The sequence below is a fragment of the Bartonella sp. AP65SXKL genome, assembly GCF_042195725.1.
Taxonomy (GTDB): Bacteria; Pseudomonadota; Alphaproteobacteria; order Rhizobiales; family Rhizobiaceae; genus Bartonella.
Map to the genome: position 1 here is coordinate 116332 of NZ_JBHIOW010000002.1, position 20181 is coordinate 136512.

16 protein-coding genes are annotated in these 20181 nt (G+C 36.8%); 7 read left to right on the forward strand and 9 right to left on the reverse strand.

The window, feature by feature from the left end; genetic code table 11:
* Window positions 1-18: 18 nt before the first annotated feature.
* Together ACFIMP_RS01900 and dapE are read left to right on the forward strand one after the other, a co-directional pair.
* Window positions 19-765, forward strand: a complete 747-nt coding sequence (locus tag ACFIMP_RS01900) for a M48 family metallopeptidase (RefSeq protein ID WP_375611379.1) — start codon at window positions 19-21, stop codon at window positions 763-765.
* 222 nt (window positions 766-987) lie between these two features.
* Window positions 988-2160, forward strand: coding sequence for a succinyl-diaminopimelate desuccinylase (gene dapE / locus ACFIMP_RS01905; RefSeq protein WP_375620864.1), 1173 nt, complete (start codon window positions 988-990; stop codon window positions 2158-2160).
* A 1604-nt stretch (window positions 2161-3764) separates the two neighbouring features.
* On the opposite strand, the gene hemW is transcribed toward dapE, so the two are convergent.
* Together hemW and rdgB are read right to left on the reverse strand one after the other, a co-directional pair.
* On the reverse strand, window positions 3765-4964 hold the full coding sequence (gene hemW, locus ACFIMP_RS01910; protein WP_375685936.1) for a radical SAM family heme chaperone HemW: 1200 nt from the start codon (window positions 4962-4964) through the stop codon (window positions 3765-3767).
* Entirely contained in the window at window positions 4961-5608 is a 648-nt protein-coding gene (rdgB, locus tag ACFIMP_RS01915) for an RdgB/HAM1 family non-canonical purine NTP pyrophosphatase (RefSeq protein WP_375685937.1), read from the reverse strand. The genes hemW and rdgB overlap by 4 nt, the downstream gene beginning before the upstream one ends.
* Window positions 5609-6122: 514 nt before the next feature.
* Here rdgB and hrcA point away from each other — a divergent pair.
* Together hrcA and grpE are read left to right on the forward strand one after the other, a co-directional pair.
* The gene (gene hrcA, locus ACFIMP_RS01920) at window positions 6123-7193 is read left to right on the forward strand and encodes a heat-inducible transcriptional repressor HrcA (RefSeq protein ID WP_273790224.1); all 1071 of its coding nucleotides are present in this window, start codon (window positions 6123-6125) and stop codon (window positions 7191-7193) included.
* 124 nt (window positions 7194-7317) lie between these two features.
* Entirely contained in the window at window positions 7318-7980 is a 663-nt protein-coding gene (gene grpE, locus ACFIMP_RS01925; protein WP_375611384.1) for a nucleotide exchange factor GrpE, read from the forward strand.
* A gap of 106 nt (window positions 7981-8086) precedes the next feature.
* On the opposite strand, the gene thpR is transcribed toward grpE, so the two are convergent.
* From thpR to ACFIMP_RS01955, 6 genes are all read right to left on the reverse strand, one after another.
* Window positions 8087-8626: an RNA 2',3'-cyclic phosphodiesterase gene (gene thpR / locus ACFIMP_RS01930; RefSeq protein WP_375611385.1), complete on the reverse strand. Its 540-nt coding sequence runs from the start codon at window positions 8624-8626 to the stop codon at window positions 8087-8089.
* A gap of 626 nt (window positions 8627-9252) precedes the next feature.
* Window positions 9253-9546, reverse strand: a complete 294-nt coding sequence (locus ACFIMP_RS01935) for an HPr family phosphocarrier protein (RefSeq protein ID WP_012754483.1) — start codon at window positions 9544-9546, stop codon at window positions 9253-9255.
* A gap of 17 nt (window positions 9547-9563) precedes the next feature.
* Complete coding sequence (locus tag ACFIMP_RS01940; protein ID WP_375611386.1) at window positions 9564-9962, reverse strand: PTS sugar transporter subunit IIA; 399 nt, start codon at window positions 9960-9962, stop codon at window positions 9564-9566.
* Between the two features lie 136 nt (window positions 9963-10098).
* A complete protein-coding gene (locus ACFIMP_RS01945) occupies window positions 10099-10563 on the reverse strand; it encodes an HPr kinase/phosphatase C-terminal domain-containing protein (protein ID WP_375612806.1) in 465 nt (154 codons plus the stop codon).
* Window positions 10564-10586: 23 nt separating this feature from the next.
* A complete protein-coding gene (locus ACFIMP_RS01950; protein ID WP_375611388.1) occupies window positions 10587-12371 on the reverse strand; it encodes a sensor histidine kinase in 1785 nt (594 codons plus the stop codon).
* Window positions 12372-12410: 39 nt separating this feature from the next.
* The gene (locus ACFIMP_RS01955) at window positions 12411-13133 is read right to left on the reverse strand and encodes a response regulator transcription factor (RefSeq protein ID WP_005774392.1); all 723 of its coding nucleotides are present in this window, start codon (window positions 13131-13133) and stop codon (window positions 12411-12413) included.
* 386 nt (window positions 13134-13519) lie between these two features.
* Between ACFIMP_RS01955 and lysM the strand changes: the two genes are divergently transcribed.
* Window positions 13520-13975, forward strand: coding sequence for a peptidoglycan-binding protein LysM (gene lysM / locus ACFIMP_RS01960; RefSeq protein ID WP_375611389.1), 456 nt, complete (start codon window positions 13520-13522; stop codon window positions 13973-13975).
* A gap of 110 nt (window positions 13976-14085) precedes the next feature.
* Here lysM and ACFIMP_RS01965 read toward each other — a convergent pair whose 3' ends face one another.
* The gene (locus ACFIMP_RS01965) at window positions 14086-14640 is read right to left on the reverse strand and encodes a copper chaperone PCu(A)C (RefSeq protein WP_375611390.1); all 555 of its coding nucleotides are present in this window, start codon (window positions 14638-14640) and stop codon (window positions 14086-14088) included.
* Between the two features lie 959 nt (window positions 14641-15599).
* On the opposite strand from ACFIMP_RS01965, the gene dnaK reads away from it, so the two are divergent.
* Together dnaK and dnaJ are read left to right on the forward strand one after the other, a co-directional pair.
* Entirely contained in the window at window positions 15600-17492 is a 1893-nt protein-coding gene (gene dnaK / locus ACFIMP_RS01970) for a molecular chaperone DnaK (protein ID WP_273790233.1), read from the forward strand.
* Between the two features lie 158 nt (window positions 17493-17650).
* Window positions 17651-18793: a molecular chaperone DnaJ gene (gene dnaJ, locus ACFIMP_RS01975; RefSeq protein ID WP_375611466.1), complete on the forward strand. Its 1143-nt coding sequence runs from the start codon at window positions 17651-17653 to the stop codon at window positions 18791-18793.
* The last annotated feature ends 1388 nt before the right edge of the window (window positions 18794-20181 follow it).

Genomic DNA, 20181 nt, shown 5'->3' on the forward strand with positions numbered 1-20181 from the left:
TGATGAAGATAAAAATATATGAGCATTTCTAAACAGCATTTTATTTTTTCTGAGCGCTCTGTACCTGTACGGGTGCGGGAAAATAAGTATGCGCGCCGTCTTACCTTACGTATTGATGCCAGAAGTCAGGAGATTTGTGTAACAACACCACCAGCAATAAATCTCTATGCGGTTGAAAATTTTATTGAAAAGCATCGATCTTGGATTGAGGCACGTCTTGCTCATGTACAAATCTCTCATAAAAATGCTTATCTCAAAGAGGGGGCGACAATTCCCTTATTGGGTGTTTCTCATACCATAAAGCATAGAGAGGGACGTGGGGTAACAGAAATCATTACAGCAGATGCGGAGCAAGGGCCTGAAATTATTGTTTATGGTCAATTAGAATATCTCCCAAGACGCATTGCTGACGTTTTGAAAAAACAAGCGGCGCTTATTATAACGCCTTTGGTGGCACATTATGCTCATCAGGTAGAGCGTAAAGTCAAATCCATTTGTTATAAAGATACGAGAAGTCGTTGGGGCTCTTGTTCAATCGATAAGCGTCTTTCTTTTTCTTGGCGCCTTATTATGGCACCAAAAGAAGTTGTTGAGTATGTTGTTGCCCATGAAGTTGCTCATCTTGTTGAAATGAATCATGGGCCAAGATTTTGGGCTCTTTGTGAAGAGCTATGTCCTGATAGTAAAACATATCGTGCTTGGTTGAAAGAAAATGCTCCTAGACTGCATGCAATTAATTTTGATTCATATAATTTAGAGGCGTAAAAAACTTTCAAATGAAGGCAATATTTAACGGAACTTTTTGTTGAGTGTTTTGTTGAGTGTGTGCTTGCTCATGTATAATGAGGAAGCCATTGAAGCTCTCAGCACGATTGTTCTCCCCTGCTTGGTTTGCTGAGTGTCTTCAATGTTTTGCTTTATCTTTTTTGTAATTCAGCGTAATAACCCTAAGTTCCGATGACTTATAAAAAAATGGGAAGGTTTTTTATGTCTGTTCTTACAGATCCACTTCAGCTATTACAGGCACTTATTCGTTGTCCTTCTGTTACACCTCATGAAGCAGGGGCTTTATCAACTTTGGAACAATTTTTGAAAAAAATGGGATTTCACGTCGATCGCCCTGTTTTTACGGATAAAAATACAGATAATGTTGAAAATCTTTATGCAAAAATGGGGAGTGAAGGACCCCATCTTATGTTTGCGGGTCATACGGATGTCGTACCGCCAGGTGCATTGGAAGATTGGACTTACCCACCTTTTGAAGCTGTTATAGATCAGGGGAAATTATATGGGCGGGGTGCTGTTGATATGAAGGGTGGTATCGCTTGTTTTATTGCGGCTCTAGCGCGAGTTCTTGAGAAACGACCCATTAAAGGAAGGGTAAGCCTTTTAATTACTGGTGACGAAGAGGGGCCTGCTGTTAATGGTACGGTAAAACTTCTCAAATGGGCAGAAAAAAAAGGCGAAAAATGGACTGCGGCTCTTGTGGGAGAACCAACAAGCGTAAAGACTGTTGGTGATATTATCAAAATTGGTCGCCGCGGATCGATTTCTGGTGTCATTACCGTGAAGGGTCGTCAAGGTCATGTTGCTTTTCCAGAGAGGGCTGCCAATCCCTTGCCTTTGGCAAGTAAGCTTATTCAAGCATTGACACAAATCGTCTTAGATAAAGGGACAGAAAATTTTCAACCCAGTAATTTAGAGCTAACAAGCATCGATACCGGTAATTTAGCGGTCAATGTTATCCCAGCGCAGACAACAGTTCATTTTAATATACGCTACAATGATCTTTGGACAAAAGAAACACTGATGAAGGAAATTGAAAAGCGTCTTGCTTTGGTGCAATCAAAAAACAATGGTGATCAATATCCCTCTTATCAGCTTGAATGGATTCCAAGTTTAGGAGATGTTTTTTTGACCAAAAATGATAAACTCATTCAAACTTTATCCAATGCTATTAAAAGTGTAACAGGGAATATACCAGAATGTTCCACTTCTGGTGGTACTTCAGATGCGCGATTTATTAAGGATTATTGCCCAGTGGTTGAATTTGGCTTACCAGGGCAAACGATGCATATGGTAGATGAGTGTGTAGCCCTTGATGCAATAGAAACACTTACTACTATTTATGAGCGTTTTATTATTGAATTTTTTGCATAAAGAAAAGGTTGCTGGTTCAAAAATACCTTTATCTTGTTGTGCCATAAGATATTGCCATTTATGGTGTGGTGATACGAGACTCGTAAAACTTAATATATTAAGTAGTCTTAGAGTAAGTGATGAATATTCTTAAGTTGGGATTCTTGCCTGTAGAGTCTTTAGTTAAGTGAATTACATAATTGAAAAGCCAAAAGAGATCTGCTTGAAGAAGCAGAACTGTTTAGACCATATTGGATTGAAAATATTCGTTCTTTAAGGTGTAGAAAGGAAGTCACACGCAATCATATATGGAAAACAATGAATATTATATCATCATTGTGTGATGACAGGTTGATGCCATAAAGACACACAAAAACATGCTGCTATTGTAAAAAGTTCGTACAACATAAATGCGCTCATTCACAGCTCATGTTTTTATATGTTTTCTGCACTCGCATAAAAGGTACTTCTTGTTCCAATTAGACTCTCTTAGAATAAAGCCTATAGGAAAAGCGCTTTAAGTTTGTTTTATTTCATATATTTTGCTCTGCTTTTTTGTCCCCAAGAACTTCCGTTGCAAATCATTACGAGATAGAAGGTGAGCTTATTTAATCAGCTTTAATCTTGGTTATGATAAAGATACACAGAATTTTTTGTAGCAGCAGGTTGATTTCTTTAACCAAAGATTGTCCTAGTATTATTCTCAATTTTTTAATTAAATAACCTTAAAGGACGGGTACAGACACTTATAAGCATATACGCATACAAGTAAGATCATATGAGATTAACATCGTTTCGCTCGCTAACAAAGCAATACCGATTCATATTTAGTATATTTGCCATTTGAGCGCATTATTTGTTTAGTAAAGCTCATGATGTTGCTGTTACCTATAAATTAATACCGATCATACAGCCGCGTATCTCAAATAAATATTGGTTCAGTATTTTTTGCGACAACAGCTTTTATATGCCAAAATGGGATAAAAGCATTGTGTATATCTATTTTTTATAATCTCTGAAACAGACATACAACCACAACCTGATTGAGGGAAAATATAAAAGGTATAAAGGTGAAAATCAGCGTGCTTTTTTACTTTCTTTTTTATTCGGCTTTACGGTTTTCAAAAGTAACTAGAGTAATATCTTTTTAAATAATCAGAGACTGATGCATGGCTTCATGCTTATTTCTCTGGTTCTTTAAATGGTGCCACGATTTCATAAAGAACAATACATTATCGTATTATGCATTCACATACTTGTTTTAAAGAAATTTTCTCAATGTTTATCACATTTGTGCTACTACGGTGCTTATGAATGTTGTAATATAAAATCTATAATGCCTCCTCATCTTTATGTTTATGAAAAATAAAGTTAGAGCACCATACATTTTCTAGCTCAAAATATTGCAATAGCTTTTAGCATTTAAGAGTGTTCATCAGAGGCCTTTTTACTCCTTTTTTATAGTTTTTATCCACATGCTTCTCCCTTTTTAAGGTGTAAGCAAATGGCGGTAACTAGCTTGCTATAAATAGTTTTGAAATGAGAGAATCTCACGATATTCTAATCTCACCTTTGCTGTGAAAAATGATAATTATGATTAAAATAAGTATGTTGTTATAAAAACTTTAGTTTGCGAGTTGGCTGATGATGTGATCAAGAACAATACGTCCTTTGGTTGTTGCTTTTAAGCGTTGGTTATCCACCATTTCTATCAATTCTTGGTGTTGTAAATCGATCAGTTTTTCCATTGGAATGCGTTTAGGGCTTAAAGTTTCATAGCGTATAAGTTCTAAGCCTTCGCAAAGGCGTAATCCCATAAGGAGCATTTCATTTGCCTGTTGTTCAGTGGTTAAATGTTCTGTTTCAATACAGCCATGTCCTGTTGTTTCTACCAAATTAAGCCACTGTTCGGGATGCTTTTCATTTATTGTGACATAACGTTCGCGGTTTTCAAGGTGTGATGACAATGTTTTTGAACAGAAAGAGGAATGATTCGGTGTATGCTCAATGAAACGTCCATGTGCTCCTGGACCAAAGCCTGCATATTGGTGATAACGCCAATAAAGAAGATTGTGTGCTGATTCGGCACCGGGCATTGCATGGTTTGAGATTTCATAGGCAGGAAGTCCATGTAGTGCCGTTATTTCTTGAGTAAGATGATACAGATCTGCTGCTAGCTCTGATGGGGGAAGGATAAGTCTTCCTGCATCATGAAGCCGTTTAAAGGCAGTTCCTTCTTCGATTGTCAATTGATAAAGAGAAAGATGGTCCGCTGCTAAATCAATTGCTTGTACAAGTTCAGATTTCCATTGTTCAAGGGTTTGTTCGGGACGGGCATAAATGAGATCAAAAGATAAACGTGGAAAAATTTGCCGTGCTAAAGTAATAGCGCAAAGAGCTTGTTCCACATTATGGAGTCGGCCAAGTTTGCGCAATGCTTTATCATTGAGCGCTTGTATCCCTAGAGATAAGCGATTAACACCTGCCACACGATATCCACGAAAGCGCTCTGCTTCCACACTGGATGGATTAGCTTCTAATGTAATTTCAACTTTATCATCGACTACCCATTTTTTTGCAAGTGCTTGCAATAAGGCATCGACAGTTTGCGGCTCCATAAGGGAAGGGGTTCCTCCACCAATAAAAATACTTGTAATATGGCGTGGGCCTATTTTGTGGTATTGCGTTTCTATTTCGCGCTTAAAGGCGGTGACAAAACGTGGTTGATCAACACCATGGATGCGAACATGCGAATTAAAGTCACAATAAGGACATTTAGCTACACAAAAGGGCCAATGAATGTAAATGCCAAAAGGTTCATTCATGAGAATGCTAAAAGGTTTTCTGCCAAAAGTTTGAAAGCACGTGCGCGATGTGAAAGAGGGGGAAGATCATTACGTTTCCAGTTGTGTTTTTGCTCTGTTGACATTTCTCCAAAGGTATTTTCATATCCATCGGGTAAAAAAATAGGATCAAAACCAAAGCCTTTATCTCCCCGTGGAGGCCAAATGAACGTTCCTTCAACGCATCCGCGGAAGTAATCTGCATGAGCATCAGGCCATGCAATGCAAATGACGGATATAAAACGGCATTTCCGTTGACTTTTTTCTCGTGCTCCGACTTTTTGGAGTTCATTTTCTATTTTTTTCATAGCTTTTGGAAAATTACGTGTACCATCGGCTTGAATTGCCCAATCAGCGGTATAAACGCCTGGCGCACCCTCCAATGCATCTATCTCTAAGCCTGAATCATCAGAGAGGGCAGGAAGTCCTGTTTTTTTTGCTGCTGAAAAAGCTTTAATATAAGCATTTTCTTCAAATGTTTTTCCCGTTTCTTTTGGTTCTGGCAAGCCCAGTTCTTTTGCCGATTGTATTATTAAACCGAAAGGCGTAATTAAAGTAGTGATTTCATGCAATTTTCCGGTGTTATGTGTAGCAATGACAAGTTTTTGATCTGCTATGCTTCTCATATAGATTTCTCCAAAAATGAAAGGGGAATTATTTTTGTGCTAAAAACGGTTTAAATGCTCATATACACACACATTCTGCTTAATTTCACATAATATGATTATTTTACACGTTTTATGATATTTTATTCCAATAAAATTTTTTATCTTGCACGAAGATAACCTTGCAAAGATAGGAAAGACATGTCTTTTTTATGATAGCATTTTATGGTAAACTTCCAATTTTCTGCTTGCTCTAAAGGGTGAAATTTTCTATTTACAGCGGTTTTTAATCAATCTAGATTCTCTTGACAAGTCCCTACAGCAGACCACTTTACAGATCAATTCTTAATCTTAAATATTTCTCACACACTCTAACAAAAATATTTCCTGCGTAATTTATCAAGCATCACTCTGAAAGGTAGCATTTTACAGCTCAATAGGATAATATGTTTTTATACTACTTTAGACTATTTGACCAAACCTTGGCAAAACTTATATAAGAGATGAGGATTTTAAAAGTAGTGAAACAATTGTGATGAAGCACAAAACTATTGATAATGAACTAAAATATCTTGATGAACGTTCGCGTGATATTTTTCGCCATATTGTTGAAGCTTATCTTAATGATGGTGAACCTGTAGGATCACGTAATCTTTCGCGGCTTTTACAACAGACATTATCGCCTGCGACGATTCGCAATGTGATGAGTGATCTTGAACATCTCGGTTTGATTTATGCACCACATGTTTCTGCGGGTCGAATGCCGACACAATCAGGTTTACGCTTTTTTGTTGATGCATTTATGGAAGCGGGTGATTTGCCAAACGAAGAGCGAGAAAATATTGAAATGCAAGTCAAAGAGGCTGGTCATGCACAATCGGTTGAACATTTTCTTGTTCAAGCAAGCCGAGTTCTTTCAGATCTTTCACGTGGGGCAGGGCTTGTTTTAGCAACAAAACAAGAAGGAACATTGAAACATATTGAATTTGTGCGCCTTGATAGGGAGCACGCTCTTGCCGTTTTGGTGACTCAACAAGGTGAAGTTGAAAATCGTATTGTTCATTTACCAGAAGGGGTTACCCATGCACAATTGACGGAAGCAACGAATTTTCTCAATGCCCATATTCAAGGGCGTACATTGAGTGAAGCTAAAGGGGAAATTGCCCGCTTATGCGCAGAAACAAGGGCCGCACTTGATGATTTATCACATCATCTTGTTGAAACGGGATTAGCTCTTTGGGGAGGAGAAGATGCTGATCATAAAATACACCTCATTGTTCGCGGGCGTAGCAATTTACTTGAAGATGTGAAAGCAGAAGAAGATTTAGAACGGTTACGCCATTTGTTTGATGATCTTGAAACGCGCGAGAGTATGGCACAGCTTCTCGATTTAACGGATGAAGGTTCTGGGGTTAGAATTTTTATTGGTTCAGAAAATAAGTTATTTTCTCTTTCTGGTTCTTCTTTAGTTGTAGCACCTTATCGTGATTCACAACAAAGAGTCATTGGTGCTTTAGGTGTTATTGGTCCTACACGGCTTAATTATGCAAGGATCGTGCCCATGGTTGATTATACAGCTCAACTTGTGTCACAGTTATTGCGTTAAAACGATGCAAGTAAGTATTTGTACTATAAAAGCTCATTGTATTATATACATTGCTACCCCTTGATTTTTGTCTGTAGAATTTCGATATCGAGAATAACAAATCTTATGAAGGAATAAAATTTTTATGTCTGATGAAAAAAACAAATTTACTGACGCTTCATTTGAAAATTGTGATTTAAAAAATCCAGCTGATCGTAATACACTTAAACAGGCAGCCGATGAATTTTTAAAAACACATAAAACAGAGGAACACGAAGTCGTTGAAACAGAAAGCAATGAGGTTAGTGATCTTTTAGCGTCTTTGCAGGATGAAAATAAAGAACTGAAAGATCAGCTTTTACGTCTTGTTGCAGATATGGAAAATCTTCGACGCCGTACTATGCGAGATGTGGCGGATGCAAGAGCTTATTCCATTGCTAATTTTGCACGGGATATGTTATCGGTTTCTGACAATCTCAATCGTGCTTTGGAAGCTATTCCAGAAGGTGCACGGGAGAGTGATGCTGGTTTGAAATCATTGGCAGAAGGCGTTGAAATGACTGAACGTGCCATGATGGCAGCATTAGAACGTCATGGGGTGCAAAAAATTCATCCAGAGGGGCAAAAATTTGATCCTCACTTTCATCAAGCGATGTTTGAAATTCCCAATGCTGATGTTCCAGATAATACTGTTCAACAAGTGGTTCAGGCAGGTTATATTATCGGGGAAAGGGTACTACGTCCAGCTATAGTGGGTGTAGCTAAAGGAGGAGCAAAAGAAGCTTCTGTTGAAGCTGATTCGGCTTAAAACACATCAATAATAAATCTCCAACATAAAATGCAGTATTCCCTGCAATTACACATATATGAAGTCTTTTCTTAAAGGGTTTTTAAAGGGTGTTATAAACACCCTTTTATCTTTGAAGCGCCCAACTTCCTTTTACAATATAGGGAGCCTTATTTAAGGGAGAGGCCGATAACAATAAAACAAAATGATCAACTTCAAAAGGAGGGACAAAAAAATCATCTTGAAAAGATAGATAAGAAGAAAGATCTTTAAGATTAATATCAAATATTCGTGCAAGAGTGATATGCGGAATAAACAGTCTTTCATCAGGCTTTAACTCTAATTTATTCCGAATATATTGCATCTTTTCATGTAAAAGAGTAAGCTTTTCACAAGGTTCAATGCGAACCACAAGAGAATGAGGAGCATTTTCTGAACCAAAAACTTCAAAACCTTTTATCTGTAGCGTAAAAGAAGGAAGTTCTATAGTGTTAAAGGTATGCATAATTTCATCTGCTAAGGAGCTTTCAACTTCGCCAAAAAAAGATAAGGTGACATGAAAATTTTGCGGGTTGATCCATTGCGCTTTTGGTAAGCCATTTTGCAATGATACGAGGGCTTTTGTTGTTTGTTGAGGAATCTGAAGAGCACTAAATAGACGACCCATGATATTATCTCCTTATAATGAAAGATGCTATCCCAAGCGCAATATAGATAATAAGGGCGGGGCACGTACCACAGAAAACAAGGCAATAGTATAGAAAAAGAATGTCTAAAAAATGCTTACTATAATTATGGTCGTACAAAGCTTATTCGTTTTAAGAAAATGGTTATGATATTGATAAGAATTGCGTTTTCAGGATCTGTATCACAATGATGTGCAATGGAAGATTACTTGTGTATTATAAAGGCTACAAAGTTAGCAGAAAATAAGAAAAGTTGATAGATTTTTGATGTGCGAAATTATTTTGACATTTATCTTTAGCCTAAAATAAAGCATACTTTAATACAAGGTGAAGAGTTCTCTTTTCTGTAAAAATTTAATTATATGATTAAGTCGGGGAATAGCCATAATACGCAAAACTATTCAAATTGGTCAAATAATGTTAGGAAAGGAAGAAAAAAATCGAGCATAACAAAATTACTATAAGCTTTTACATTTATGATAATTATGCCAATCTATAATGGATATGAATATTGGTATAAAAGCGGGAAGAGAAATTAAAATTCAAAATAATGATCGAAAGTTCCTATTTTCTAAGAATTATCATCTTTGTTTATGATGAAAAAGCACTAGTTTTCCTCTCCAAAGTTGTTATTGATGAGCTTTTCAAGAGCATTAAGAGCATCTGTTGCTTCTGGTCCTGAAACACGAATGGTGAGGTTGCAACCGGATGAAGCCGCTAGCATCATAAGTCCCATAATTGATGATCCGCCAACAATTTTCCCGTCCTTTTCAACTTCAACAGTAACATTAAAATTGTCAACAGTTTGTACAAATTTTGCAGAAGCACGTGCATGCAACCCACGTTTATTACAGATATTGAAATGACGACTTATACATGGGAGGGTATCTTTGGAAAACATTGGTATTTTATTATCCGCTATAAAATCATACTTGGTACATTAATATATTTACGCCCTGCTTCTTGTGCTATTCTTAACGCGTCTGATAATGAAATATCAGGACATTTGCGAATAGAAATTAGTTTAATAAGCATGGGCAAATTAACACCCGCAATCATTTCAACGCGTCCTTTTTCAATAGCAGGAATAGCTATATTTGATGGTGTTCCACCGAACACATCTGTTAATATGATGACGCCATGATCCGTATCTGTATCGGTTACTGCGGCTATAATATCACCTCGGCGCTGATCTATATCGTCATCGGGATAAACGCATATTGTTGCGAACTTTTCTTGTACTCCAACAACATGTTCCACGGCATGTAAAAATTCGACAGCCAGCTCACCGTGCGTTACAAGCACGAGTCCAATCATTTACGCAAACTCCTGTTAACTAATAAGACCCAACCATAGTTGGTGGGAAAGACATTGTACAAGGCTTTATCTTGCTGCCAAGAAAAATTTGCAAAAAAAAGGCAAAAATTGTGATTTTTTTATCTTTAGAAAAAAATTAGACAGATTTTTGCCATATTTTTCTAAACAAAAATGCTTCAATAGCTTGACAAATGGCTGTACAATCGGCTTCACGAAGAGAGGGAAGTTTTAAAAGAGGAATGTGCAAATTTTCAAATTGAAAAGTTTTATTTGTGGAAAAACGTTCATATTCCGGACCGAGAAAAATAACACAATCGATAGTTGTGTGCTTTTTGAATTCTATCATATAAAGACCAACGCCACGAATCTCGATGCCGCCCTCTAAATTATCGGGAGTGTATCCGTGAAGCTTTCCATTTTCCGCACGCAACATTGTATAATCATCACTGATAAGCTTCGCTTCACGTTTTGACCACTCAGCGCGGTCAAGCAAAGAAAGGGTGATGGTTGATTTTCCTGATCCCGATGGACCTATAATTAACAGCCCCTTGCCGCCCAGTTGAAGGCAATTTGCGTGGAGTATTTCACATTTTGTTTTCATGCCTTTTACTTTGGATAAAAGATTTATTTAGCAAGCGGAAGCATAATAGTAAAACGTGCACCAGTTTTACACTTCCCAAGTGTAGGATCGATAATATTTTCGGCTGTAATTGTCCCATTATGAGCCTCGATGATTTGCCGACTAATAGAAAGGCCAAGTCCAGAGTTTTGTCCAAAAGCATCTTCATTTGGTCGATCTGTATAAAAACGTTCAAAAATGCGTTCAATATTTTCTGAACGAATACCTGGGCCATTATCTTCAATGGTTAAAATAAGGGTTGAAGCATGGCTTTTCATAGTAATGCAAATTTTGCCACGATTCCGAGGAATAAAAGAACGCGCATTTTCAAGAAGATTTGAAATCACTTGTCCTAAACGAAGTTCATGTCCCAATACAAGATAAGCTTTTCCATGAGGACGTGGGACAATATTAAGGCTTATATCAATAGTTTGCGTATTACGATACACTTCCTGAACAGCATGAACAAGACTTTCCAAAAGCGGTGTCATATCAACAATCTCTGCGGTTTCTCGTGCAAGCTCTGCATCGAGTCGCGATGCATCAGAAATATCTGTAATCAACCGATCAAGGCGGCGCACATCATGTTGAATAATTTCCAGCAATTTCTCTTGTGCTTCTTCATTTTTAGCCAGAGGGAGCGTTTCAACAGCACTGCGTAGAGAGGTGAGAGGATTTTTTAATTCGTGGCTTACATCAGCAGCAAAGCGTTCAATGGCTTCAATACGCATATAAAGGGCATTAGTCATATCACGAATAGAAGTTGAAAGGTGACCAATTTCATCTTCACGCATTGAAAAATCAGGAATTTCTACACGCTGATTATTACCATTACGCACTCGATTAGCCGAGGCAGATAATTTACTTAATGGATGGGCAATCGTATGGGCCAAAAAGAGAGAAAGAACCAAAAGTACGCTACCTACAACGGCAAAAACTTTAAAGATAACCAGTCTTTCGCCTTTTACAATGTTATCAATATCGGAACCAGTGGTTGAAAGAAGAAGAGCTCCAACCACTGCGCGATAGCGTTGAACAGGAACGGCAACAGAAACAATTAATTGCCCTTGTCTGTTGCGTCTTTTAGCCGTAGCAAGAGATCCGTTTAATGCGCGGTACACTTCTGGATAAGCAATACCACTGGTTTTTGTTTGTTCTCTGTCAAGAGCAATACCTTTGCCATAAAATGCGCTTGAATACCATGAAGTAAGGCGATCCCACATGTTTTGTTCTGTTTTAAGTGGGGGTAAATCATAACTAAAAACTTCTCCACTAGAATAAAGAACGCGCGAATCAAGAAGGAGAGTAGCATCACGATCATAGATACGTGCTCTTGTCGTTTTAGGTGTAATAAGACGCCGTAAAAGAGGGGCAACTTGCTCAGGGTTAATAGGAAAATCCCAAGAATCGGTTGATTGAGGAGCGGGTGTAACGCTTTCACCAGTCTGTAACTCTAAGAGTTTTTGAGGGTCAATGAGGATAGAATTTGTATCTACTGTTGCAGAAGCAGCAATAGCCCCAGCAATAATTTTTCCTTGGGTACATAAACTTTTGATTTTTGCTTCAATTAAACCATCGCGAAATTGGTTAAGGTATAAAATGCCTGTAACTAAAACAGCAAGAGCAGCAATGTTTAATATAACAATGCGACGTGTGAGGCTGGAAAAAAGCAATTGTCTAAAGAGACGTTGTGTTCGAAGATGCAAACGAGCGAACATAAGAAATGGCGTTGAGGATGTACCATTAACGGTTGTTTTTTGTAAAGTTTCCAGTTGAGAATTGTCTGTCATCGATTTGATTGCCATTCAAATTTTTGCGACAAAGTAGTTTTATACCTCGTGGAAACGATAACCTACACCATAAAGTGTTTCAATCATTGCAAAATCATCATCCACTTGTTTAAACTTTTTACGCAGACGTTTAATGTGACTATCAATGGTGCGATCATCTACGTAGACTTGATCACTATAAGCAGCATCCATTAAAGCATCACGACTTTTTACAACTCCTGGTCTTTGTGCTAAGGTTTGCAGAATCAAAAATTCCGTAACGGTTAAAATAACAGGTTTATCTTTCCATGTACAGGTGTGGCGTTCTTGATCCATCACAAGATCTCCGCGTTTGAGAGAAGAGGTGGAAGAAGTTCCTGTAGAAAGCGGTTGGTTACGTGCATTAGAACGGCGTAAAATAGCTTTCACGCGTTCAATAAGAAGACGTTGGGAGAAAGGTTTAGTAATAAAATCATCAGCTCCCATTTTGAGACCAAATAATTCATCAATTTCATCATCTTTAGAGGTAAGAAAAATAACTGGAAGATCAGATTTTTGACGCAAACGACGCAAAAGTTCCATCCCATCCATTCGGGGCATTTTAATATCAAAAATAGCTAAGTGTGGAGGGTGAAGTGTGAGACCCTTGAGTGCAGATGCTCCATCTGTATAGCTTTCAACCCGATATCCTTCTGTCTCAAGCGCAAAAGATAAAGATGTCAAAATATTGCGATCATCATCAACAAGTACAATCGTTTGCGTGATTGTTGGTGTATCTTTCATGGTTTCTTAGACCTTTCTATTGCTGTGGTAGCAAATTACCCACACTTATTTATATGGGAGTTCATATTTTTTTTGCAAAACAAATATGATACAAATTGTAGCAAAGTAAAAAACCTTTTGTCATTACTGTAAAATCTTGTTTTGCTTTCATAATTTATAATGTTTCTACGTCTATTAAGATCCCTTCATTTGAGAGAAAATTTTCATAAAGGCTTTTTTTATCAAGGTTTATTACAAAGTTTATTATTGTATTTGTCTCATAATTGAACAGATGTAGTTTTGATTGTTGAAGTTTAGAAAATCTGCCTATGTGTTTTAAGAGCAAAGAAAAGAATGTGGCAATATATGCACAAAAATTTGTTTCTGCTACACGAAAGGAGGTCGTAATGGGATTTTTTAATTTTATTAAAACCGTAGGGGAAAAGTTAGGTATTGGGGACCATGAACCAAAAGAAAAGGATTTTAAGAGAGCATTTGATCATTTTCAACTCGGTACAGAAAAAGTCAATATTCAAGTTGAAGACGGTAAAGCTATTTTAAGCGGTGAAGTTCCAGATAGGGAAACACTTGAAAAAGCACTGCTGGTTGTTGGCAATTCACAAGGTATCTCTTCTGTAGATGTTAATCAATTAAAGGTTATAGATACAACGCCTAGAAAAACTTCTCGCTTTTATGAGGTTAAATCTGGTGATAATCTTTGGAAAATTGCTGAAGAGGTTTATGGAAAAGGGCAAGGTAATAAAAACACATTTATTTTTGAAGCCAATAAGCCAATGCTAAAATCTCCCGATAAAATTTATCCTGGACAAGTTTTACGTATTCCTGAAATTGACCATAGTTAATTCATCAAAGGGGATAATTTTTTACTGATGGCATTAAACAAAAAATAAAGAAGCGTAAAAAATTTCACGCTTCTTCATTTTATAAAGTGTGTATTTATAATAAAAGGAGCTTAGTGAACAGGAGAGGATTTAGAAGGTGATGGTACTTTCATAGCGTTTACAGAGAAATCAACATCAATGGTTCCTGCTTTCTCAAATGTTAATTTTGCGCTAATTTTATCACCTAACTTAAATGGTTGTGAAAGCCCCATGAACATAATATGATCACCGCCAGGCTTAAGCGTGATTTCGCCATTTCCCGGAATTTCAATGCCATTGTGCATTTTTTCCATTTTCATAATATCATTAACGACAGCCATAGAGTGTATCTCTGTTGTTTTTACTCCGTTTGTGGAAATAGAAACCAAACGGTCTGGGGTATTACTGTGATTAATAATGTAGAGATAACCGCTACCAACTCTTATACCTCTAGGTGTTTCGCGTGTCCAAGGATTGAGAATTTCTATGTCGCCAAGTTTATATTGCTGAGCACCTGCTGGCAAGGTTATACCAGCAAAGAGAAGAGCACACACGATATTTATGATAACCTTTTTGTATGGATATTGTGTATGTATTATATTCTTAAAGATGAGATTTGTTATTTTTTTAATAATAGATGTCATCATTGATTTACCCTCCTTCATAAGATTCACACTTTGAATATTTTTATTTTAGCAGAGCTTTTATTTAAAATAAAAGAAAGAAATGCTAAAATGAAATTGATTTGAATATAAAAATCATAGAATTCTTGAAATTTAAAAGAAGACAGTAAGATTTACAATGACAACACACCTCTTAACGCTTCCGTGTTCATCTCATAAATAGTATTTGCAAATGGTATAAAATCTATGATGCACTACTATTTTACTTAATGAAGATATAATACAGAACAATCATCAACTACTTTACCAATTTTAATATTATGACAGCTCTTGGCATTTTAAAGCGTTTATACAGAGGTATTTTTATATATTTTCAAAGTTCAAAATTATACAGTTAAGAAAAAACGCTTTAGATGAATTTAAAGCACAGATTTCAAATAGCCGCAAACAATGAGACCGTTAGAAGGAGAATTTTTGAAAGGAGATCGATAGATAATACCTTTACTGATATGAGCATTAGATATGATGACTATTTTAGTCCAAGGAAAATTTATAATATTTGTGATATAAATTATTCGCCTTTTAAAAAGCTTTTACGTGAGTATGATTTTATCAATGATGAGAAGATCAAGAGCGAGAGTGCAATCATTCTTTTATTTTTTAATTTTTATAGAAAGATATATTTTTTGAGAATTGCAAGAAAAATATATTATGCTCTCAAGTCTCTCATAAATATGGTATTTATGGGTCATTAGAGTGCCTATTTTAAAATAAATTTTTTATTTTGGAGATGTTTCTCTCATTATTCTCTTGTAGCAATAAAAGCCTGTTCTTATATACGAGGCAGCAAGGCTTGTTGCGACTTGCAGTTTATTATTATTTATATTGCTTGAAGCAATATACGGGCTTTAGGTGTTATGAGGAGCTATCTTAAAAAGATGCTTTATGAAGGTTGAGGTAGCTTGCTGAATGGAGATTATAATATGGCAAAAGTAATTGGTATTGATTTGGGGACAACGAACTCTTGTGTGGCTGTTATGGATGGCAAAAACGCAAAAGTTATTGAAAACTCAGAAGGAGCGCGAACAACACCTTCCGTTGTTGCCTTTACTGATGGGGGGGAGCGGCTTGTTGGGCAGCCTGCTAAACGGCAGGCGGTGACAAATCCTGAAGGGACAGTTTTTGCAGTTAAACGTTTGATAGGGCGCCGTTTTGATGACCCTATGGTTGAAAAAGATAAAGCGCTTGTTCCTTATAAAATTGTTAAAGGTGACAATGGTGATGCATGGGTTGAAGAGGCGGGAAAGAAATATTCTCCGTCACAAATTTCAGCTATGATTTTGCAAAAGATGAAGGAAACAGCAGAATCTTATCTTGGTGAAAAAGTTGAACAAGCCGTTATTACGGTTCCTGCTTATTTTAATGATGCGCAACGTCAAGCCACGAAAGACGCAGGTAAAATTGCTGGACTTGAAGTTTTACGGATTATTAATGAGCCAACTGCTGCTGCTTTAGCTTATGGTTTGGACAAAAAGGACGGAAAAACAATTGCTGTTTACGACCTTGGTGGTGGTACATTTGATATTTCAGTCCTTGAAATTGGAGATGGCGTTTTTGAAGTTAAGTCAACCAATGGGGATACGTTTTTAGGGGGTGAAGACTTTGACATGCGCTTGGTCGGTTATTTTGCCGATGAATTCAAAAAAGAACAAGGAATTGATCTGAAAAATGATAAACTCGCTTTACAGCGCTTAAAAGAAGCGGCAGAAAAAGCAAAAATTGAGCTTTCTTCGTCACAGCAAACAGAAATCAATTTACCATTTATCACGGCAGATCAATCAGGTCCCAAGCACTTAACAATGAAATTGACTCGGGCAAAATTTGAATCTCTCGTTGACGATTTAGTGCAGCGTACCATTGAACCTTGTAAAGCTGCGTTGAAAGATGCTGGATTAAAGGCCGGTGAGATTGACGAAGTTGTTTTAGTGGGTGGAATGACACGTATGCCCAAGATTCAGCAAGTTGTGCAGAGCTTCTTTGGTAAGGATCCACACAAAGGCGTTAATCCTGATGAAGTGGTCGCAATGGGTGCTGCCATCCAAGGAGGTGTATTGCAAGGCGATGTCAAAGATGTGTTGTTGCTAGATGTAACACCTTTATCTTTGGGTATTGAAACCTTGGGTGGGGTTTTCACACGCCTTATTGAGCGCAATACCACTATCCCGACGAAAAAATCGCAAGTTTTTTCGACAGCTGATGATAACCAGAGTGCTGTGACGATTCGTGTTTTCCAAGGTGAACGGGAAATGGCAAGTGATAATAAGTTATTGGCTCAATTTGATCTTGTTGGTATTCCTCCAGCCCCACGTGGTATACCTCAAATTGAAGTTACTTTTGATATTGATGCGAATGGTATTGTTAATGTTTCGGCCAAAGATAAGGGAACAGGTAAAGAGCATCAAATTCGTATTCAGGCATCAGGTGGTTTAAGTGATGCTGATATTGAAAAAATGGTAAAGGATGCAGAAGAGCACGCGGCTGAGGATAAAAAACGCCGTGAAGGTGTTGAAGCTAGAAATCAAGCGGAGGCTCTTATTCATTCAACTGAAAAGTCGCTCAATGAATATGGCGATAAAGTATCAGCTGAAGAAAAGGGACAGATTGAAACAGCAATATCTGATTTGAAATCTGCGCTTGAAGGCAGTGATACGGAAGAAGTAACAACAAAGATGCAAAAATTAGCAGAAGTCAGTATGAAACTTGGACAGGCTATGTACGAAGCCTCACAAGCAGCGAGCGCTGACACTGAAACAGAGGCAAAGAATGATGATGTTGTTGATGCTGATTTTGAAGAAGTTAATGATAAGAAGAAATAGTGTCAGCATATGTGTTGATTAATTGATAAACCCGGCCTTTGAAATATAAGGCTGGGCTTTATTATTTGAGATAAGTTGCAACTTTGTTGCTAAAAATATAAATTAAAAGCAATATTATCCATAAAGATGGATGACAGAAAAATTATCAGGAATACATGATGAAGGTTGACTATTATGAAATTCTTGGCGTGACTCGCGAATGTGATGATAAAAAGTTGAAATCTGCTTTTCGTAAGTTGGCAATGCAATATCATCCTGATCGCAACGCGGGGGATAAAGAGGCAGAGCGAAAATTCAAAGAAATTGGCGAAGCCTATGAAGTTCTTAAAGATCCCCAGAAGCGTGCTGCTTATGATCGATTTGGCCATGCGGCCTTTGAAAATAGCGGTGGTCAAGGGGGAGCAAATCCCTTTGGTGGTTTTGCTGCTGGTGGTGGATTTGCGGATATTTTCGAAGACTTTTTTGGTGAGATTATGGGAGGGACACACCGTAAGCGTGGTGATAGTCGCGAACGTGGCGCAGATTTGAGTTATAATATGGAAGTGACTTTAGAAGAGGCATTTTCAGGAAAAACTGCAGAAATTAATATTCCCAGTTCCGTTACGTGTGATGTTTGTGAAGGATCAGGAGCGAGAAAAGGCTCTAAGCCGCAAGTTTGTGGAACATGTCATGGATCTGGTCGTGTGCGTGCTGCACAGGGTTTCTTTTCTATTGAGCGGACATGTCCTACATGTCATGGACGTGGTGAAACTATTACGGATCCATGCCCCAAATGTCAGGGGACACGACGCATAGAGAAAAAACGTTCATTGAGCGTAAATGTTCCAGCTGGTATTGAAGATGGAACGCGTATTCGCCTTTCTGGTGAGGGTGATGCTGGTATTCGTGGTGGCCCCAATGGTGATCTTTATATTTTCCTTTCCATTAAACCGCATGAGTTTTTTCAGCGAGAAGGAGCAGATCTTCACTGTCGCGTTCCTATTTCAATGGTAACAGCTGCTTTAGGAGGAGAGTTTGAAGTTTCCGACCTTGATGGTGTTAAAGCACGCGTTAAGATTCCAGAAGGGACACAAAATGGACGTCAATTCCGCCTTAGAGGCAAAGGTATGCCCATGTTGCGCCGTCAGCAAGCAAGGGGTGATCTTTACATCCATATCACGATTGAGACACCGCAGAAATTAACGCAAGAACAACGTGAATTGTTGCAAAAATTTGAAAAGCTTTCAAATCATGAAAATTCACCGCAATCACATGGTTTTTTTTCACGTATGAAAGAATTTTTTGAAAATATTTCTGGTTAAAATTATGTGAATGTTCTCAGAATAATTAGAGAGAACTGTGGGAAAGTTATTTTCATTAAGTTTTCTATTGTCTCATTGTCTTTGAAAAGCATTTTTTCTTGAAAAGAAAAGAGAGAGACAGCTAATTTAGGATAAACTCCTGCTGCTGATAGTTTTACATTTCATGAGTTTTATGGATAAGTTTTATTTTTGAGTGTCTATGACATTTTAAAAAGGGCTTATCCATATAAGAACGCAATTGAGTGATTGATAATAAATATTGCCAGTGTCATGATAACTGCCTTTATGCATTCAGTATTTTTTGTATTTCTTTTTAAAGGCTCTATAATAAAGCTGTAAAATAGGTAGCAGCTTGCCAAGAAACGCTAAATAAGCTGTTAGGCAATCCATCTTATTTCAAATAAAGTATCAACTTCTTATAACCGATTTTATTTTTGGCATTTTTCATAGTTTTAATCACTGCTTCCTTTAAAATAAGGGTTATTTTGTTCGGAATAGCTTTTACATGCCTCATCTTAGCTTTTAGCAGTAATCATGTCTTTTTAGATGCGGATTTAGTTTTGTATTTCTGATGTCATAAATAGTTCTTCCAGATAATAAAAAACGCTATAATCAAGTTTATTTTGTTCCAAAGAAATTGTGGAATGAGATAATGTGTGTTGAATGCTAAAGAAGACATAACAAAACACTTTTTGAGGTATTCGATGTATCTCTCTTGTGGGGAAACAGATTCGATGGAATTCACTTAATTGAATTTATTGGCATAATAAAAAGTTGGTGGGAAGATAGAGGAAGTTACCTTTAAAAAGAAAAAACAAATACAATAAAAAATAGCACAATATGCTTAGAAAACAGCACGACATATTATTGAAATTGTTAGTGATATGGAAAGAGAAGTATACGAAATGAATCTTTTTTCATAAAATAACATAATTAAAATAATACATTAAAAGAATTAACAATTCTAAAAAACATTGAATAATTCAAGCATGTATTGCTATGCAAAAAGAAAAACTTAATGACAGATCATGAAAATGAGAAATTTTATCAAATCTTACGAAGAGAGTAATCTAAACAATTAAATGCTTTTACGAAGATGCTTTTGAAGAGCTATCACAATATATGGATAATGTTGCAAAGCCTTTTTTCGATTTTACGATATAAAAAGATAAATTATTATTATAAATCAACTTATTATAATTCTCCATGAGGAGCGTTCAGTTGACATTTCCTCATGTTTTATGATTGAGAAAAAGTCAAATTTTTAAAACCAAAGTTATAGTTTATTGAGATAAGCTATAAAGCGGTTGAGTGATTTCTTAATCTTGGGAATATGTTAATTTTATTATTATAAGAAACTTATTTTTATCTTATAAAATCAATGGTTG